Origin of the sequence: Colwellia sp. MB3u-55 (assembly GCF_014076785.1) — a bacterium.
Taxonomy (GTDB): Bacteria; Pseudomonadota; Gammaproteobacteria; order Enterobacterales; family Alteromonadaceae; genus Colwellia_A.
This window is the reverse complement of record NZ_JACGUS010000119.1, coordinates 112,081-127,644: the sequence shown is the minus strand read 5'-3', so window position 1 is coordinate 127,644 and position 15,564 is coordinate 112,081. Positions and strand designations below refer to the sequence as shown.

The window sequence follows — 15,564 nt, the reverse complement described above, 5'->3', positions numbered from 1 at the left end:
GTTAACTATTATTGCTTTGCGTAACATGTAGAATTAAATCATCCATTAATTTACGCTTTATTTCAAGTTGTTGTTCAGGATACAGACCGTATTTTAATGCTAAAATTTGGTAATCATCTTGTCCTAAACTTACGGTTAAACGAGGTCGTTTAGGTCTTTTATTTGTTGGTAGGCCTAGAATATCACGAATTTGGTCTGATGGACTCAGACCGGCATGTAATGCTTGAGTACGAATTGCTAATTGAATTTTTTCATCCATATCAAAAGCTACTTGCACCGCTTTGACTGCTTGAATTGAAGATTGCCATTTTTCAGGTAATTTTCTGCTCACAAATTAGCTCCCCGGGAAAATGTCGATAATATCAGAAGTTGGACGGTATAACGTAATAAATAAGTCGGTATCACCATCTTGCCATACTTCAATATCAATACCGCGCGATTGCTCTTCATCAAGTAAGCTGTAAAGTTCAAATTGCTCGCCTGCTTCATTTCCTTCATAGGCGCTTAAACTTTCACTACGATTATCTCTGCGGTGAAAATAACCTACTTTTGCAAAAACTTGTTGCTGGTATTGTGGACTGCTCCAGCCTGACGTTAATAAAGAATCTGACTTTCTCTCTAGAAAGGCTTCGCCAGGTTCATCAAATATTGTGGCAAACTCATCTAAATCGAACAGTGATTCGATATCTTGGTGCTGAATTTTAAGGGCAAATTTAAGGTAAGTTTTATCATCACTTTCGATGGTTAAGTAAAGCTCAAGGTTGTTCGCACCTTGTAAAACCCATTCAGTTTGTGTGTTATTTTCAAATTCATTGCAGTTAATGGCTGATACTTGAAACTGTTGTTTACGTAAGGACTCAGGTAAGGCGAAACTGTCGGTCAGCACAATAATATCTTTAATCTTTAACTCTTCAGCTGAGTTAACTTGGCGTTCGTCTTCTTTCTTTTTAAATAGTCGCTTTAGAAAACTCATATTCAGATCCCAAAAATCCGCCTAGTTGTTGGGAGGAAAACAGCTAGGCGGTTAAAACGGTATTCGTTAGTCAATAATGGCTAACGAGCATGTGTGTTACTTTTGTTTAGCTTTTAAACGGTCTAATACTGAATTTGCACTATTATCTGTGCCTCCAATACCGGCTTGCTTAAGTTGAGCAGCTAATGAATTATCTGAGTTTTCAGATTCTAACACTTCTGCAGCTTTCATTTGATCATCAAACTTCTGCTGTTTAGCTTTAATACGTTCTAAAGAATCTTTAGCATTTAACAGCTTAGAATTACTTGATGAAAAGTTATCTGTGATTGCCGATGTTGCTTTTTGAACACTTTCTGTTGTTTTAACCATAGAAAGTTGACGTTTATATTCACCTACTTGGCGCTCACTTTTCTTCACTAGTTCTTTTAAACGATTAGCACTACCTGAAAAACTATCAAGTGCTTGTTGTTGAGATGCTAGATCATTTTCCAAGTGAGAAATTTTTTCAGCAACAGCTAATGCTAACGTTTCATCACCTTTTTCAAGGGCTTGTACTGCATAGCCTTCATGTTCAGTTACTTCACGCTTCAAACGGTCAACTTCACGGCTTGATGACATTTGTTGAGCCATAACACCAGTAAGGTCACGTTTAGCTTTAGTTAAGTGATTTTCTGAATCACGAATCTCTTGTTCAAAAATGCGGGTAGCGTTTGAATCAACAATTGATTCTCCAACTTCTGAAGCGCCACCTCGAATTGCGGTCATTATCTTTTTAAAAATACTCATAGTTTTTTCCTTAGGGTGGTTAATTAAATTAGGTACTCGCCCATATCATCTATAATTTCCATCGCGTTATTACTTAAAACGCCTAATTCGTGTTCAATGTCATGAAAAGATGAATTAATAGATAGGGCACCAAAAATTACGTATTTATCACCAATTTTTGAAAATGATGATAAAGGCATCGGAATATTCATTTCTAACATGCTTACGTGCATGTCTTGTAGGTATTCAGGTTTTACTTCTTCTACACCCCATAAATAGGTGATACATAGTATTTGATCATCGGTTACAGAAACAAAAATTGGTAATTCTTCACGGTCGATAACAGTAATTTGTAAAACGTCCACTTCGCCTGAAATAGGCTGACAATCAAAAACCATCCCGGTTTCAGAATTGTCCGCTAAGCTATTTAAGTGATCAGCAATTTTATGAATGTTCATGTGATTCCTTAGTCTGTATTTTTCGTTAATAAATCTAAAAGTGAATATCTCTCAGACATATTATGTCGTTGAGGTAAATTTAGCACTTTGACATAATATGTCAAGAGCCGATTTGCATTATTTGCTATTTATTTGTCATTCTTGTAAATAAGCATTATTCAAACCTTGTTGATCACGCCATGCTTTTTGGTGTAATTGATAAATATTATGGCTACCTAAATAGTTAATAGGAACATCTGCTTGGTTCTTATAAAAGCTTTTCGAAAATTCGAATGAATTAATCACCATAGGTAATGTTAGCCAATGATGTTCAATTGGTAATTTTTCTAAAGACTGTAAACGGTTAAGTGGGCTAGCACCCCGTTTTGACGCTATCGTCCAACCCCATTCGCCAAAGCTTGGCACATTATCGTGATATTGCTGAACGTGAGCGAATTTAGCCGCTTTTACTGTTTTTCCAATCGCAATAAAAGCATCTTTTGCATGATATGGACTTGCCGATTGTATGCCAATTAAGCCATCACCCGCGAGCAACTGATGTAAGCGCGCATAAAAATTAACAGAATAAAGTTTATTTAAATCAGGGTGGCTAGGATCAGGTAGGTCAACAATGATGCTATCAAAGGTTTGTTGTTGTTTTAACAAGGTATCAATTGCTAAAAAGGCATCTTCATTAATAATCTTTACCCTAGGGTCTTGTAAGCTTTTCTGCGTTAGCTGATTAAGTTGAGTAGCCAACGATGGTGATAACTTTTCGGTAGGATCCAAAAATATTTGCATTAATTCGGCGTCTAAATCAATTAAGGTGACTTTTTTGGGTGACCACTGCAAGACATCACGCAATGCTAATCCATCACCACCGCCAATGATTAATATATTGTCATGCCTAGCAGAACCAGCCATAACAGGACTGACTAAATAACTGTGATAAATAAACTCATCAGCAGACGAAAATTGTAAACGGCCATTAAGATAAAAGTTAATCACACTTGGCTGTTCTGCTCCCATATGTCGTTGGGTAAAGTTTAATTGTTGATAGCGGGTTTTATCGGTATAAACAACTTTATCTAAGTAGAGCAAGTTACTCATTTGATTTAACCAGCTATTACCTGACTGATAAATAACGCCAATGGCGATCAATAATAAAATATGAAGTGAAACTAAGGTTTTTCGCCAGGAGAGTTTATCCCAAAAATGAAAGATAAAAATACCACCGACAATGAGGTTTAAGGCAGCCGTTAACGCACTGGCTTTACTGATATCAATAGATAATAAAAAAATAACCCAAATTGCAGCACCGATACCCGCCCCAACATAATCGGCACCGTAAATAGTGCCTAGGTTATTTTTTAAATGTTTTTGGTGAATTGATTCTCTAATACGTGCGATAAGGGGAATTTCCATACCAATGAAAAAACCTAAGATGAAACCAAAAAAATAGGGACTATTAAAAGCAAGCTGCGATAGTTGTTTTAAAAACCCACCCTGGGGCATAGAGTCGGGTGGCAAATTAAAGGTGTCTGCTAATACTTGCGGGAACGTTTGAGTGATTGCTATTAAGCCACCAATAATTAAAATTGAGCTGCAACCTAAAAACGCTATGGTAAGCTCTAACCAAACAAAACCTTTGAATGCACAGGTGATCTTTCTTGCGGCAAAAGCACCTAGACCCATGGCGACAATCATCAAGCCTATCATGGCATAAATAGTACTTTCCATCGCGCCTAAGACACGACCAGCATAATGGGATAAAAGGTATTCATAGATTAAACCACAACCAGCTAAAACGGCCATGGTTAAAATAAGCAGAGTATCGTTCCAAAATAATTGTTTTTTATTCATAGTTATAAAGTACCTAGCACCATTAAATAAGGTCAATGGCTAATACTGTTCTTCCTGAAGATAAAAAAGCTTTAAGCGCTTATGCCCTTAAAGCTTTTTTGGTAAAAGAGGGGAAGGTTATGCCATCAATGCGGTTAAAATGAGAGCAATTGAAATACTCGTTGCCATTTCAACACAAGCAACGCCTATATTTTGTTGTTGATCAACTTCTTCAACTAAGTTAATTCCCCACAGTACAATACGTTTGGCAATGGCTGTTAATATTGCGACTAAGAGAGTCACCACAACAGCAAATACAAACCAAGAGATTAAATTATAAAATAAAGTTTCAGGTGAGTAGGTAAGAAAATGACTCGCAGCGGTAACAGCTAAAGCAGTACTAATTAATTGGCCAGCATAACGTATAGCAATTGCGGTTTGTCCACGTGTAAATGCTTCTTGTAAGCAATCGCCTTGATTATTTTTTGCGTATTGGCGCTCTTTTAAGCGGGTAACTAATAATAAAATAGCTTGAGAGATAATAAAGCCGGCAATGATGGCAATAAAGGTATCAACGTTTAAACCATGAACCCAAAGTAAAACCGCTCGAATGATGATAGCGGTCGCAATGGCACCTGCAGCATCAACAATACCTACGGTTAAATTCTCATTTAGAATTTCTTGTGTTTTATTGAGGCGTTGCAGTGATAATTTATCATGGATAACACGTCCAATTTTTATCAGTATCAAGCCTAATGTACCATAAGCGAACATGCCAACAAATTCCATCCAGTAGCTTGGCGCATTTTCCCCACTGATTGCACCAGTAAGGACAATACCTAAGGCGGCAACACTCCCAGCGACACTGATACCAAAAGCAAAGTTATCTTTTTGGGCTAACTCTTGCGTAGAGTTAACTTTAGCCGATAAACCCGAAATAAAACGCATTGCACCTAATAAAACAATCGCAATAGAAATATCAATAACTAAGTAAATTAATAGATCTTGATTTAGGGCAGTAATTTCAAAAAATGTATTCATGTTAATTCCTATATCCTACTCGTTATTTGCCGCGTCTAAAGCTGCGAGATGTGGTGCTTTTGCTGTTTCTAAAGCTGGAGCTTTTTGAGTAGCTAGACTTCTTTGCGTATGAACTATTGGTACTAAATCGTTTTGCACTGGTTTGTGCCGTACTACTTTGTTTAGAAAGGCTAGATGACCCCGTTCTACTTTTACTGTAAGTACTGTTATATTTTTGACCGCGGCTTTGAAATGATTTTTTTGTACGGGTATCTAAATCATTTTGTTTTTTTAATTGGCTTGGTGAACTATAACGAGTTCGGCCGTAATCGTTATAATAACTGTAATTTCTTGAACGTCCCCAATCATTATACGAAGTTCGACGTGAGCCAAATACATCACCCATCATTGAATACATGCCATACCATGCCCAAAAAGACATACCATTGCTACCTTGCGTCCAACTACCATAACTTGGGTTGCCAATTAACTGTTCTCCGGTACCAAAGTCCTGAGCATTATTGGCTTGTTTACTTTGTGCTTTTGATAACGAGTTAACACGCGGCAAAACCCCATCAGACATGTCAGCAAGCACATTAAGTGGATCGCTTAATGCGTCAGAGTAAAGTACGGGGTCAGCGGCAAGATAAATGTTGACCAGTTCATTGAAAATATCTTCTTTACTGGCAAACATACTCGGTTGATTTTTAATGGTTCCTAAACGGTCAAGTAGCGACAAATACATCGGACCTTTAGTCGTCGCATCTTTGTCAAATTCGTTAATTAATTGTGTAAGATGAGGTTTTTGCTGTTTAAGTTTTTCAGCATATTGATGAATTAAACTGGCATTACGTACCTGACCATCAGTTAAGGCGTCAGCTAATTGTTGAATACGAAGCTCAGTGATTGGCGTTTGTTGTCTAATTTTTTCTTCGAAGGGATCAGAGCAACCGACTAAGAAAATAATCAAGCTTAAAAAAGCGTATTTGATGTGTTGCATTCCTGCCATAGTGTCCTCAAAAATGCTATTGTTAAAATATACTCAGGTTATTTGAGTACGAATTTACTATCTGTATATGTAATATATAACACATTATTAATAGCATCATAGACATAATATGTCTATTAATTCGTGATTTCATTTGAAATTCTTCTTCCTTATCTTTTGCATAGTTAACAAATGAGTCATTAAATGAATAAATTAACTCAGCTACCAAATATACTCTCCCTGCAACAGCAAAAAAGCACACAATTGTTTAATCATCAATACCCGGAAGCAACCGCCAATTTGTCCGAGCAACAACTCGCTGACTTTCATCAAGCATTAATGGCAAGTGACTTTATATTAAACAGTGCGTTGCAGTGCCCAGATATTGTAGTGTCTTTATTTTCAAGCGAACGTGTTTACCAAACTGACTGTCCCAATTATCAGCAAATGCTTACCGAGCTGATTACCCCTTGTGAAAGTGAAGAACAATTACATAAAATATTACGGCAGTTTCGTTTACAAGAGATGGTTAATATTGCCGTTGCTGACTTGTTATTTGAGCTTGAATTAACCTTGTCGTTAGAGCGTTTATCCGAACTCGCTGATCAGCTTATTTTAGCTGCATTAAACTGGTTAACATCACTTTGCCAAGAAAAGTGGGGTATACCCAAGAGTAAAAATGGTGAGGTGCAACAACTGTTAGTTTATGGGATGGGCAAGCTAGGTGGGCGTGAATTAAATTTTTCTTCTGATATCGACCTTATTTTTACCTACCCAGAAATGGGGGAAACACGAGGTGCTAGGCGTAGTCTCGATAATCAGCAGTTTTTTATTCGTTTGGCACAAAAATTAATTACTGCCTTACATCAAAAAACGGCCGATGGTTTTGTTTACCGCGTTGATATGCGTTTACGTCCTTTTGGTGAAAGTGGTCCGCTTGTTTTAACCTTTAATGCCATGGAAGATTATTATCAAGAGCAAGGGCGTGACTGGGAGCGCTATGCGATGCTCAAAGCGCGTCTTATTGGCCAAGGTAAATATCATGACCAGCTTTCAACCATACTCAGACCTTTTGTTTATCGTCGCTATATCGATTTTAGTGTTATCGATAGCTTACGCCGCATGAAAATGATGATCGCCCAAGAAGTGCGTCGTAAACAATTAAATAACAACATAAAACTGGGTGCAGGTGGTATTAGAGAAGTTGAATTTATAGTGCAAGTGTTTCAACTTATTCGTGGTGGGCGGATAAAAGAACTGCAACACCGCCGCTTATTAACGGTGTTACCTATTTTGGTCGAGAAAGAAGTTATCACCGCTGAGAATGAAGCCGTGCTGACCGATGCTTATTGTTTTTTACGACGAGTAGAAAATATTATTCAAGCGTTAAATGATCAACAAACTCAGACCTTGCCAGATAATGCCTTGGATCAAACACGGTTATTATGGGCACTTCATCATAAACAATGTCAAACATGGCCAGATTTTCTTGAATTCTTAGCGTTGAAAATGAATAGCGTTCATCAGGAATTTTGTGCACTTATTGGCGAAGAGAGTCCTAATCATCAAGCGAAAGATCAGCATTGGACAGCATTGTGGGACAGTAAATGGTCAAATGAGGAGAGTGTTGCTTGGATCGAACAGATCAGTGTCTTCGTTGATGCTAAAAAAATATGGAGTTTGCTCGCTGAATTTAGAGCTGAGATGGAAAAGCGCAGTATCGGAAATCGAGGGCGCGGGGTGCTTGATAAATTAGTACCCGTTTTAATGTGGCACATACAGCAAGAGCATAGTGGTCACTTTACGCTAGAACGAGTCTTAATTATTTTTAATAAGATATCAACGCGTACCGCCTATATTGAATTATTATTTGAAAATGAAGGTGCATTGAAGCATTTAATTAAACTGTGCCATCAAAGTAGTTGGATCGCAGAGCATATTGCCAAGTATCCGATATTATTAGATGAATTAATCGATCCTAAATTGTTACACAATCCACCAGAACTGAGTAGTTATTCTGCTGACTTAAGACAAGCAATGTTGCGGATACCTGAGGATGATCAGGAGGCACAAATGGACATGTTAAGGCAATTTAAGCAAGCCCAACACTTGCGAATTGCGACTGGTGATATTTGTGGGATTTTACCCGTAACTAAAGTTAGCGATCATTTAACCGCTCTTGCCGAAGCTATTATCGAAGAAGTTATTCATTTAGCTTGGCAACAAATGGCTCAGCGTTTTGGGGTGCCCAAGTCCACAGTTGGCGAAAACCATAAAGGCTTTTCTGCGATTGGCTATGGAAAAGTGGGCGGTATAGAATTAAGTTATAGTTCCGATTTAGATTTGGTTTTTATTCATAATAGTCAAAGTAATGAGGTTACTAACGGTTTAAAGCAGATCCCCGCTTCGCAATTCTACATGAAACTAGCACAGCGCATCATGCATATTTTTAATACACGTATGGCCAGTGGTATTTTATATGAATTAGATATGCGACTGCGTCCTTCTGGTAACTCTGGTTTGTTGGTTGTCCATGTTAATGCTTTTGCACAGTATCAGCGAGAAGAAGCATGGACATGGGAACATCAAGCGTTAGTCAGGGCTCGCACTGTATATGGTAACCTTGAATTAGCGAATAAATTTTCAGCCATTAGGCAAGAAATACTGACCTGCGTCCGTGAACGAGCAATTGTTAGTGCCGATGTCTTAAAAATGCGTGCAAAAATGCGTGCGCATTTAGATAAATCAACATCGGCTGACACTGACATAAAGCAAGGCGAAGGTGGGTTAGTTGATATCGAATTTTTAGTCCAATTTCTTGTGCTTAGCGAAAGTGAAAAGCACCCAGAGCTTTGCAAATATTCCGATAACTTACATTTACTTAAAGGGCTACAACGCTGCGGAGTAATAAGCTCAGAGCAACAAAAGCAGCTAACGACTAGTTATTGCACGTTACGTGATTTCGGTCACCACGCGACCTTGAAAAATGAACAGCAATTATTGACTAAGGTCGACTTTGAGGTAATAGCTGAAAACGTTGCTGCTATTTGCTTGTCATTGTATGAAGAATCTTTATAGATATGTCTGATAACTACAAAGACGTTATTATTTAGCGTCTTTGAGACTTTTGTGGCAATAAAATACACTCTTCATCGAGGTAGGGTATATCTAAATCAATCAGTACTATGGCTCGTTGTTGATGACAAAAATAGACCTTAATACCTTCGCGAAAATGTCCTTCAACCGCTTTACCAACTTGGTAAGCTGTTTTGATGATTTCTTTATTAATGCGAAAAGGATCTTTGACCAAAAAATCTCTATTTAACCACCAAATAACTTCTAACCCCTCACTATTTGCATATTCTGAAAGTTTTTGAAACAGTGTTTCACCTAAGCGAAATGGGTGGTTTTCATTGGTGCCACGCCAATTTTTTCGTAAGGGACGTGTGACCATACGACGAGCTTCTAGTAGGTTGACAATGTCACCCTTTGGCTCTTGTAAGTAAACTATATTATTGCGAATTTTTGGACCTGAACTGCCATCGTCACCATGTAAGTTTGCGTAAAAGCGAGATAGACCATCTGCTGCCGCATTATTACTTTTTATTTTTGAAGTCGAAGACTTTGTTGCCATAACGGCTTTATCTGCTGGTCTAATCGGCGTAAATTCTGCTTTTGCCTGTGTATCATCCGACAAAGAAGAAAATAGATCTTCTTGGTTTTCAAATAATAAAAAAGCTAAAGCAATTAGAATTGAGCCAAAAATAATGTTGCGTAACCAAAAGTTCATATAAGGCTTTCTTAGTTATGAGGCCATATGGAAAATTCCAGTATGGTGTACCTATATTAAATACTACCATACTGAAAAGTTGTTATTTATACAACGCTGATGATTTCAACGATGATTTATTTGTAGAGTGAAGGGGCATTTTTATTAGGTCTTGTTTTAAAACGTCGATGTAACCACATATATTGTTCAGGTTTAAACATAATCGCTTTCTCTAGCTCTTGGTTGATGCGAATAACATCAGCCTCATCATTATCGGTAGGGAAATTCTCCATCATCGGCTTTATTTCTAAAGTGTATCCGCTGCCATCATCATTTCTGGTCGGTATGAGTATGTGATTTTGTACGTTTTTCTGGCGAGCAAAAATTAATGTACCTGTGGTTGTTGCAGCATCAGGTACAGCAAAAAAAGGCACGAATAAACTACGGTTTCGACCATAATCTTGATCGGGCAAATAAACACAAACTTCTTTATCACGTAGTGCCTTCATTAAACCCTTAACGTCGCGTTTACCCAACATATATTTATTGGAGCGGCCACGACCTCTAAATTGAAAAAATTCCATCAGTTGATTATTGTGGGGGCGATAAAAAACCACTGTAGGGTGGCCAGTACCTATGCCACGACAGTTAATTTCTACACTTAAGTAGTGCATAGTTAAGAGTAAAACACCTTTACCTTCTCGATGGGCTTTTTCTAAGTGCTCAAGGCCAACAACCTTTGTTTTTCGTCTAACACGCCAATCCGGCCACCACCAGCCCATGCCGGTTTCAAATAAGGCAATGCCGGTGTTTTCAAAGTTCTTCTTTAAAATATGGGTACGTTCTTGTGCCGACATTTCTGGAAAACACAGTTGCAAGTTTTTCATCGCTACCGTTTTGCGACTTGAGCCTATTTTATACAGTAAACGCCCGAGCATCCTGCCGAGCATTAATTGTAATTTATAAGGCAACCATGAAATGGTGTAGAGAATAATTACTCCAAACCAAGTTAACCAATACTTAGGTAATAGGAAGGATATTTTAAAATCAGGTTGTAAAACTTTATTTTTACTCACGGGATGATGTCAACTCATTGAAATTCATGTGATACAATATTAACCATTATATCTGTATATCCATAAAGAGTTAAGAGGCATAGGATGAAAGTAGACATTCCCGCTTTTGAGCAAGCAAGTGTGTTGGTTGTTGGTGATATTATGTTAGATCGATATTGGTACGGTCCAACACATCGTATATCTCCAGAAGCCCCCGTTCCTGTAGTTAAAATTAATCAAGATGAACATCGCCCCGGCGGTGCGGCAAATGTTGCATTAAACATAGCTTCTATTGGTGGAAGAGCCACTCTTGTTGGCATTACTGGTGATGATGAAGCTGCTCAGCATTTGAAAAAAAAGCTATCTGCATTAAATATTCATTGTGAATTTGATCAACAAGCTAATATTCCCACTATCACTAAATTACGTGTAATGAGCCGAAATCAGCAGTTAATCCGCTTAGATTTTGAAGAGTCTCTTAGCGAAGTAAATAAAAATGTACTTGAAGAAAAAGTGGCTGCCCAATTGGTTAATCATGATTTACTCTTGTTGTCTGATTACAGTAAAGGTACGTTATCTGACGTTCAAAATTTAATTGCTATAGCTAAAAAGCAAGGGAAATCTGTGTTAGTTGATCCCAAAGGTACCGATTTTGAACGCTATCGTGGCGCAACATTATTAACTCCCAACCTATCCGAATTTGAAGCTGTGGTTGGCGCATGTAAAACAGAAAATGATATTGTCACTAAAGGTCAGGCACTGTTAGTACATCTTGATTTAGAAGCAATGTTAGTGACGCGCAGTGAACAAGGAATGACCTTGCTTCGTCGAGGTCATGACGAATTCCATTTACCGACTCGAGCGCGTGAGGTTTATGATGTAACCGGCGCAGGTGATACGGTTATCGCGACCCTTGCTTTGGCTATTGCAGCGAAAGCTGAATATACCCAAGCGAGTGCTTTAGCCAATATTGCTGCCGGTATTGTTGTTGGCAAATTGGGGACATCAACCGTTAGCGAGACCGAATTATTAGCTGAAATATCGACAGGACAAGAAAGTGGTTTTGGAGTTGTCAGCGAAGAGCAATTAAAAATAGCGGTTAAATTAGCAAAAGCTCGTGGTGAGAATATTGTTATGACCAATGGCTGCTTTGATATTTTACATGCGGGTCATGTTTCGTATTTAGCCCATGCTGGTACTTTAGGTACTCGTTTGATTGTTGCTGTTAATGACGATGCTTCTGTAAAAAGATTAAAAGGCAGTGGACGACCGGTTAACCCTACCGACAGACGAATGGCAGTTTTAGCTGGTTTAGGCGCTGTTGACTGGGTAGTCAGTTTTTCAGAAGACACCCCTCAACGTATTATAAGTAACATTCTCCCTGATATATTAGTTAAAGGGGGGGATTATAAAGTTGAAGATATTGCTGGCGGTAAAGAAGTGATGGCCAATGGTGGCATAGTTAAAGTACTTAACTTTGAAGAAGGTATTTCCACAACCGATATCATCAATTCTATTCGTTTGAAGTAGTCTACCTATTTTACCGATATTATTAACTCGATTAATACTGAAGTAATAAAGCGAAGCAATGAAAAAGCAGCTATATTAGCTGCTTTTTTCTTTAGAAACATCAGTAAGCTAAAGCGTGTTAGCTCTCTAAGTAATCTGTCGCTTTAACATTGAATTCAGCCAGTAAGTCATTAATCAAACGATTAATCTCTCCAGCCATTAAGGCAAAGTCTGCATCAAGTTTTGCTATAACGTCGTCACTATCGATATCGTCATTTTGTTCTTGTAAGACATCAAAAAACTTTAAACGTTTAATCGCTAGATCGTCACAAAGAATAAACGACATCGCTTCATCCCATTCAAGTGCTAATTTCACTACGTATTTATCAGCGTCTAAATGGGTTTTAATTTCATCGCTATCAAGATCTTGATTTTTAACGCGTACTACTGCGCCATCATCGCCTAAGGCATGAAACTCTGCTTCCATACCTAAAGTAAAGTTGTCGCCAATGCTTTTCTCGTTTAACCAGTCAGTCATCAATTCATCAGGCGCTTTTTCTGGTGAAACACTTGTTACAGGTAAAGTACCAATAACTTTGCGCAACAAGGCTAATAAATCTTCAGCTTTACCGCGGCTACTTGAGTTTACAACAATAAGGTTATGCTCAGCATTAATATAAGCATGGGTATCGGTAACGCGAGAAAACGCCCTAGGTAGTAGTTCAAAAATAATGTCTTCTTTAAACTGTTCTCTTTCTTTTTTAGTTGCGCTGCGTGCTTGCTCAACTTCAAGTTGAGCAACTTTTGCTTCAATCATATCTTTTACGACGGGAGCAGGAAGAATTTTCTCTTCTTTTCTTGCGCAAACCAAAAGGTTGCCGTTAGCGGCATGAACCGTTGAATGGCCATGTTTACCTAAAGCATTTACCCAACCAAAATGCGATTGTTCTGTTGATCCACAAGGGGTGAATAAATGTTCAGCTAAGTGTTTTTCTAATTGATCTTCTGATAATGCAAAAGGGCGAGTAAATGTGAAAAAGTATAGGTTTTTGAACCACATAGAAGTTTCCTGCGCCGCTGGAACACTAAGTGCACCGGCTGATAAATTTTAAAAGAGCAATATAGTAACTTAAATGTCAGCTATTAGCACTCACTTGCAGAGTCTTACCGTTAAGATATCGTGATAGAGAATATTTTAACGCATATCATTAAATTCAATATCATAGCTAAGACCTTGTCCAACCTCAGAATGTGCGACTATTGTGCCATTCAATGTGTCAGTAACTAATTCGTTAATGATATGAGTGCCTAAGCCTGTGCCTCCAGTACCACTTTTGGTGGTATAAAAAGGGTCAAATATTTGTGGTAATTTATTTTGAGGAACACCAACACCATTATCTTGGTAATGCAGATATAAACGTTCACCTTTTAGTTTTGCACCTATGGTAATCGTGCCATTCTCTATACCATCAAATCCATGGATAATTGAATTAATTATTAGGTTAGTAAATATTTGTGATATTGCCCCCGCATGGCAATAAATATCAATATTATCAACACAGTTTACGTTAATTGTATGTTTAGTTTTCTTTAATTTTGGCTGCAAAGATTGAATGATTTCATGCAGGTATTGTGCAACATTAATCTTGCGTGTTTTATTGCTGGTTTGATCAACAGCGACTTGTTTATAACTGGTGATCAAATCAGATGCGCGATTAAGATTGTTAAAGAGTAAATGTAAACTTTGGTCAGCATTTTTAGTGAAGTCATCTAATGATCGTTTGGTTAGCTTTTGGTCGTCGACATCACTTTTTAACGAATTTAACAAATCTGATAAATAACTGGTTGAGGTAATACTGACACCAATGGGGGTATTAATTTCATGGGATATTTCCGCGGATAATTTACCTAAAATAGCCATTTTTTCTGCATCAAGTAAACGTTCTTGCGCTTTTTTGAGTTCTAGAATCGAGTTTTTTAATTCTTGGTTGGTCTTTGTTAAGGTTTGTTCTGTTTGGCTGCGGCGAATATTTTCAGCTTTTAACTGTTTTTGTTGCTCGATAAGTTCACGCTGTTGTTTATTCATCTCAAGCATGGTGGTACTTAGCGATGATGTTTTTTTAGCGACTTCTTGTTCTAATACTAAATTTTGATCGTCAAGTTTATGATTTGCCATTAATATTTCTTGCTTTGCGGTACTCAGTCGATTTTGATATTGCACCAGCTCATCGAGCAGATTGTTGTAGGCTCTTTGTAAAATGTTCAGCTCGTTATTTTCATAACTCATGGTATGAAGCTTTGAAGCTTCGGGATCGTCTATATCAAAATGGTTGATTTGTTCAGTAAGTTCATTAAGCGGATTTGTTAATAAGCTAGAAAAGGCGAGGGAAAATAAAAAAACTAACGCGGCTGTCTTTACCATAGCATTACCGATTAAAAAATATATACCCACTTCAATACGATCGAAAATCACTTCATTACTTGATAAGAGAACGACGGTCCCCACTTTTGTTGTTCGACCAGAAAACTCAAAGATGAGTTGAAATGAATGGCCGAATAATCCTTCAGAAAAAGAACTAATGGCAGTAGATTCACTATTTAAGGTGGCTTTATCTGCTTGATTAAAAAATTCACCCTCGGAAAACTCACCTAATTGCGCAATGATTTGATCATATTCATCGGTAACCACAATTCCTTTTATCATAGGAATAGCGACTAATCCCACCGCAATATCAACAGCTTGCTGTGTATTTAGCTCCCAAACAGCACGAGTTAAACTGCTGCTAAATGTTTTTTCTAAGGTTAGTAATTCACTGTTTATGTGGCTCTTAGTGTTAATGTACTCAGCACCAATTTGCACGCAGGTGACAATAAAGGTTAAAACAAAATAAACCGAGAGCACTCGGGTCAATAGTTTTCGAGAAATGCTTGTTACCTTCATTTTATCTTCTTTATTGTGATACCTAGCTTAATTCTAGACATTTTACGGTAGGTTAAAAGTATTTTCTGCTATAAGAATGATTTTTATTCAATGTAAGGTGTTTTATCTCTTTTTAAACGAAATAATTTTTTATTTTAAATTGCTGTGACTTATGCGGAGTCTTTCTTAGCTAAATTTATCAAATTGTCATAAAATTTTAAAAAATAATTCATAATGTCACAAAATTGTCATATAAATTAGGCAGAATATGTGGAATATAATTAGT

13 protein-coding genes are annotated in these 15,564 nt (G+C 37.5%); 2 read left to right on the top strand and 11 right to left on the bottom strand.

Going from position 1 to position 15,564, the window contains the following annotated elements:
* Window position 1 precedes the first annotated feature (1 nt).
* The 7 genes from H4J66_RS15260 to H4J66_RS15230 form a co-directional block, all read right to left on the bottom strand.
* On the bottom strand, window positions 2-331 hold the full coding sequence (locus tag H4J66_RS15260; protein ID WP_182175849.1) for a hypothetical protein: 330 nt from the start codon (window positions 329-331) through the stop codon (window positions 2-4).
* Between the two features lie 3 nt (window positions 332-334).
* Window positions 335-973: a hypothetical protein gene (locus tag H4J66_RS15255; protein ID WP_182175848.1), complete on the bottom strand. Its 639-nt coding sequence runs from the start codon at window positions 971-973 to the stop codon at window positions 335-337.
* A gap of 96 nt (window positions 974-1,069) precedes the next feature.
* Window positions 1,070-1,759, bottom strand: a complete 690-nt coding sequence (locus tag H4J66_RS15250; RefSeq protein WP_182175847.1) for a PspA/IM30 family protein — start codon at window positions 1,757-1,759, stop codon at window positions 1,070-1,072.
* A gap of 23 nt (window positions 1,760-1,782) precedes the next feature.
* Window positions 1,783-2,196 (bottom strand): YjfI family protein, encoded by a 414-nt coding sequence (locus tag H4J66_RS15245; protein ID WP_070375922.1) that lies wholly within the window; start codon window positions 2,194-2,196, stop codon window positions 1,783-1,785.
* A 135-nt stretch (window positions 2,197-2,331) separates the two neighbouring features.
* Window positions 2,332-4,038 (bottom strand): polyamine aminopropyltransferase, encoded by a 1,707-nt coding sequence (locus H4J66_RS15240; RefSeq protein WP_182175846.1) that lies wholly within the window; start codon window positions 4,036-4,038, stop codon window positions 2,332-2,334.
* A gap of 117 nt (window positions 4,039-4,155) precedes the next feature.
* Window positions 4,156-5,058: a DUF350 domain-containing protein gene (locus tag H4J66_RS15235; protein ID WP_182175845.1), complete on the bottom strand. Its 903-nt coding sequence runs from the start codon at window positions 5,056-5,058 to the stop codon at window positions 4,156-4,158.
* 22 nt (window positions 5,059-5,080) lie between these two features.
* Window positions 5,081-6,046 carry a hypothetical protein gene (locus H4J66_RS15230; protein ID WP_182175844.1) on the bottom strand — a complete coding sequence of 322 codons (966 nt, stop codon included), beginning with the start codon at window positions 6,044-6,046 and terminating at the stop codon, window positions 5,081-5,083.
* A 183-nt stretch (window positions 6,047-6,229) separates the two neighbouring features.
* Between H4J66_RS15230 and glnE the strand changes: the two genes are divergently transcribed.
* Window positions 6,230-9,103 (top strand): bifunctional [glutamate--ammonia ligase]-adenylyl-L-tyrosine phosphorylase/[glutamate--ammonia-ligase] adenylyltransferase, encoded by a 2,874-nt coding sequence (gene glnE / locus H4J66_RS15225; protein ID WP_182175843.1) that lies wholly within the window; start codon window positions 6,230-6,232, stop codon window positions 9,101-9,103.
* Between the two features lie 31 nt (window positions 9,104-9,134).
* Here glnE and H4J66_RS15220 read toward each other — a convergent pair whose 3' ends face one another.
* Together H4J66_RS15220 and lpxL are read right to left on the bottom strand one after the other, a co-directional pair.
* Window positions 9,135-9,815: a TcpQ domain-containing protein gene (locus H4J66_RS15220; RefSeq protein WP_182175842.1), complete on the bottom strand. Its 681-nt coding sequence runs from the start codon at window positions 9,813-9,815 to the stop codon at window positions 9,135-9,137.
* A 116-nt stretch (window positions 9,816-9,931) separates the two neighbouring features.
* Window positions 9,932-10,870, bottom strand: a complete 939-nt coding sequence (gene lpxL, locus H4J66_RS15215) for an LpxL/LpxP family Kdo(2)-lipid IV(A) lauroyl/palmitoleoyl acyltransferase (RefSeq protein ID WP_182175841.1) — start codon at window positions 10,868-10,870, stop codon at window positions 9,932-9,934.
* Window positions 10,871-10,954: 84 nt separating this feature from the next.
* On the opposite strand from lpxL, the gene hldE reads away from it, so the two are divergent.
* Complete coding sequence (gene hldE, locus H4J66_RS15210) at window positions 10,955-12,379, top strand: bifunctional D-glycero-beta-D-manno-heptose-7-phosphate kinase/D-glycero-beta-D-manno-heptose 1-phosphate adenylyltransferase HldE (RefSeq protein ID WP_182175840.1); 1,425 nt, start codon at window positions 10,955-10,957, stop codon at window positions 12,377-12,379.
* 118 nt (window positions 12,380-12,497) lie between these two features.
* Here hldE and rdgC read toward each other — a convergent pair whose 3' ends face one another.
* Together rdgC and H4J66_RS15200 are read right to left on the bottom strand one after the other, a co-directional pair.
* On the bottom strand, window positions 12,498-13,418 hold the full coding sequence (gene rdgC / locus H4J66_RS15205; RefSeq protein WP_182175839.1) for a recombination-associated protein RdgC: 921 nt from the start codon (window positions 13,416-13,418) through the stop codon (window positions 12,498-12,500).
* Between the two features lie 135 nt (window positions 13,419-13,553).
* Window positions 13,554-15,299, bottom strand: a complete 1,746-nt coding sequence (locus H4J66_RS15200; protein WP_182175838.1) for an ATP-binding protein — start codon at window positions 15,297-15,299, stop codon at window positions 13,554-13,556.
* Window positions 15,300-15,564: the final 265 nt, after the last annotated feature.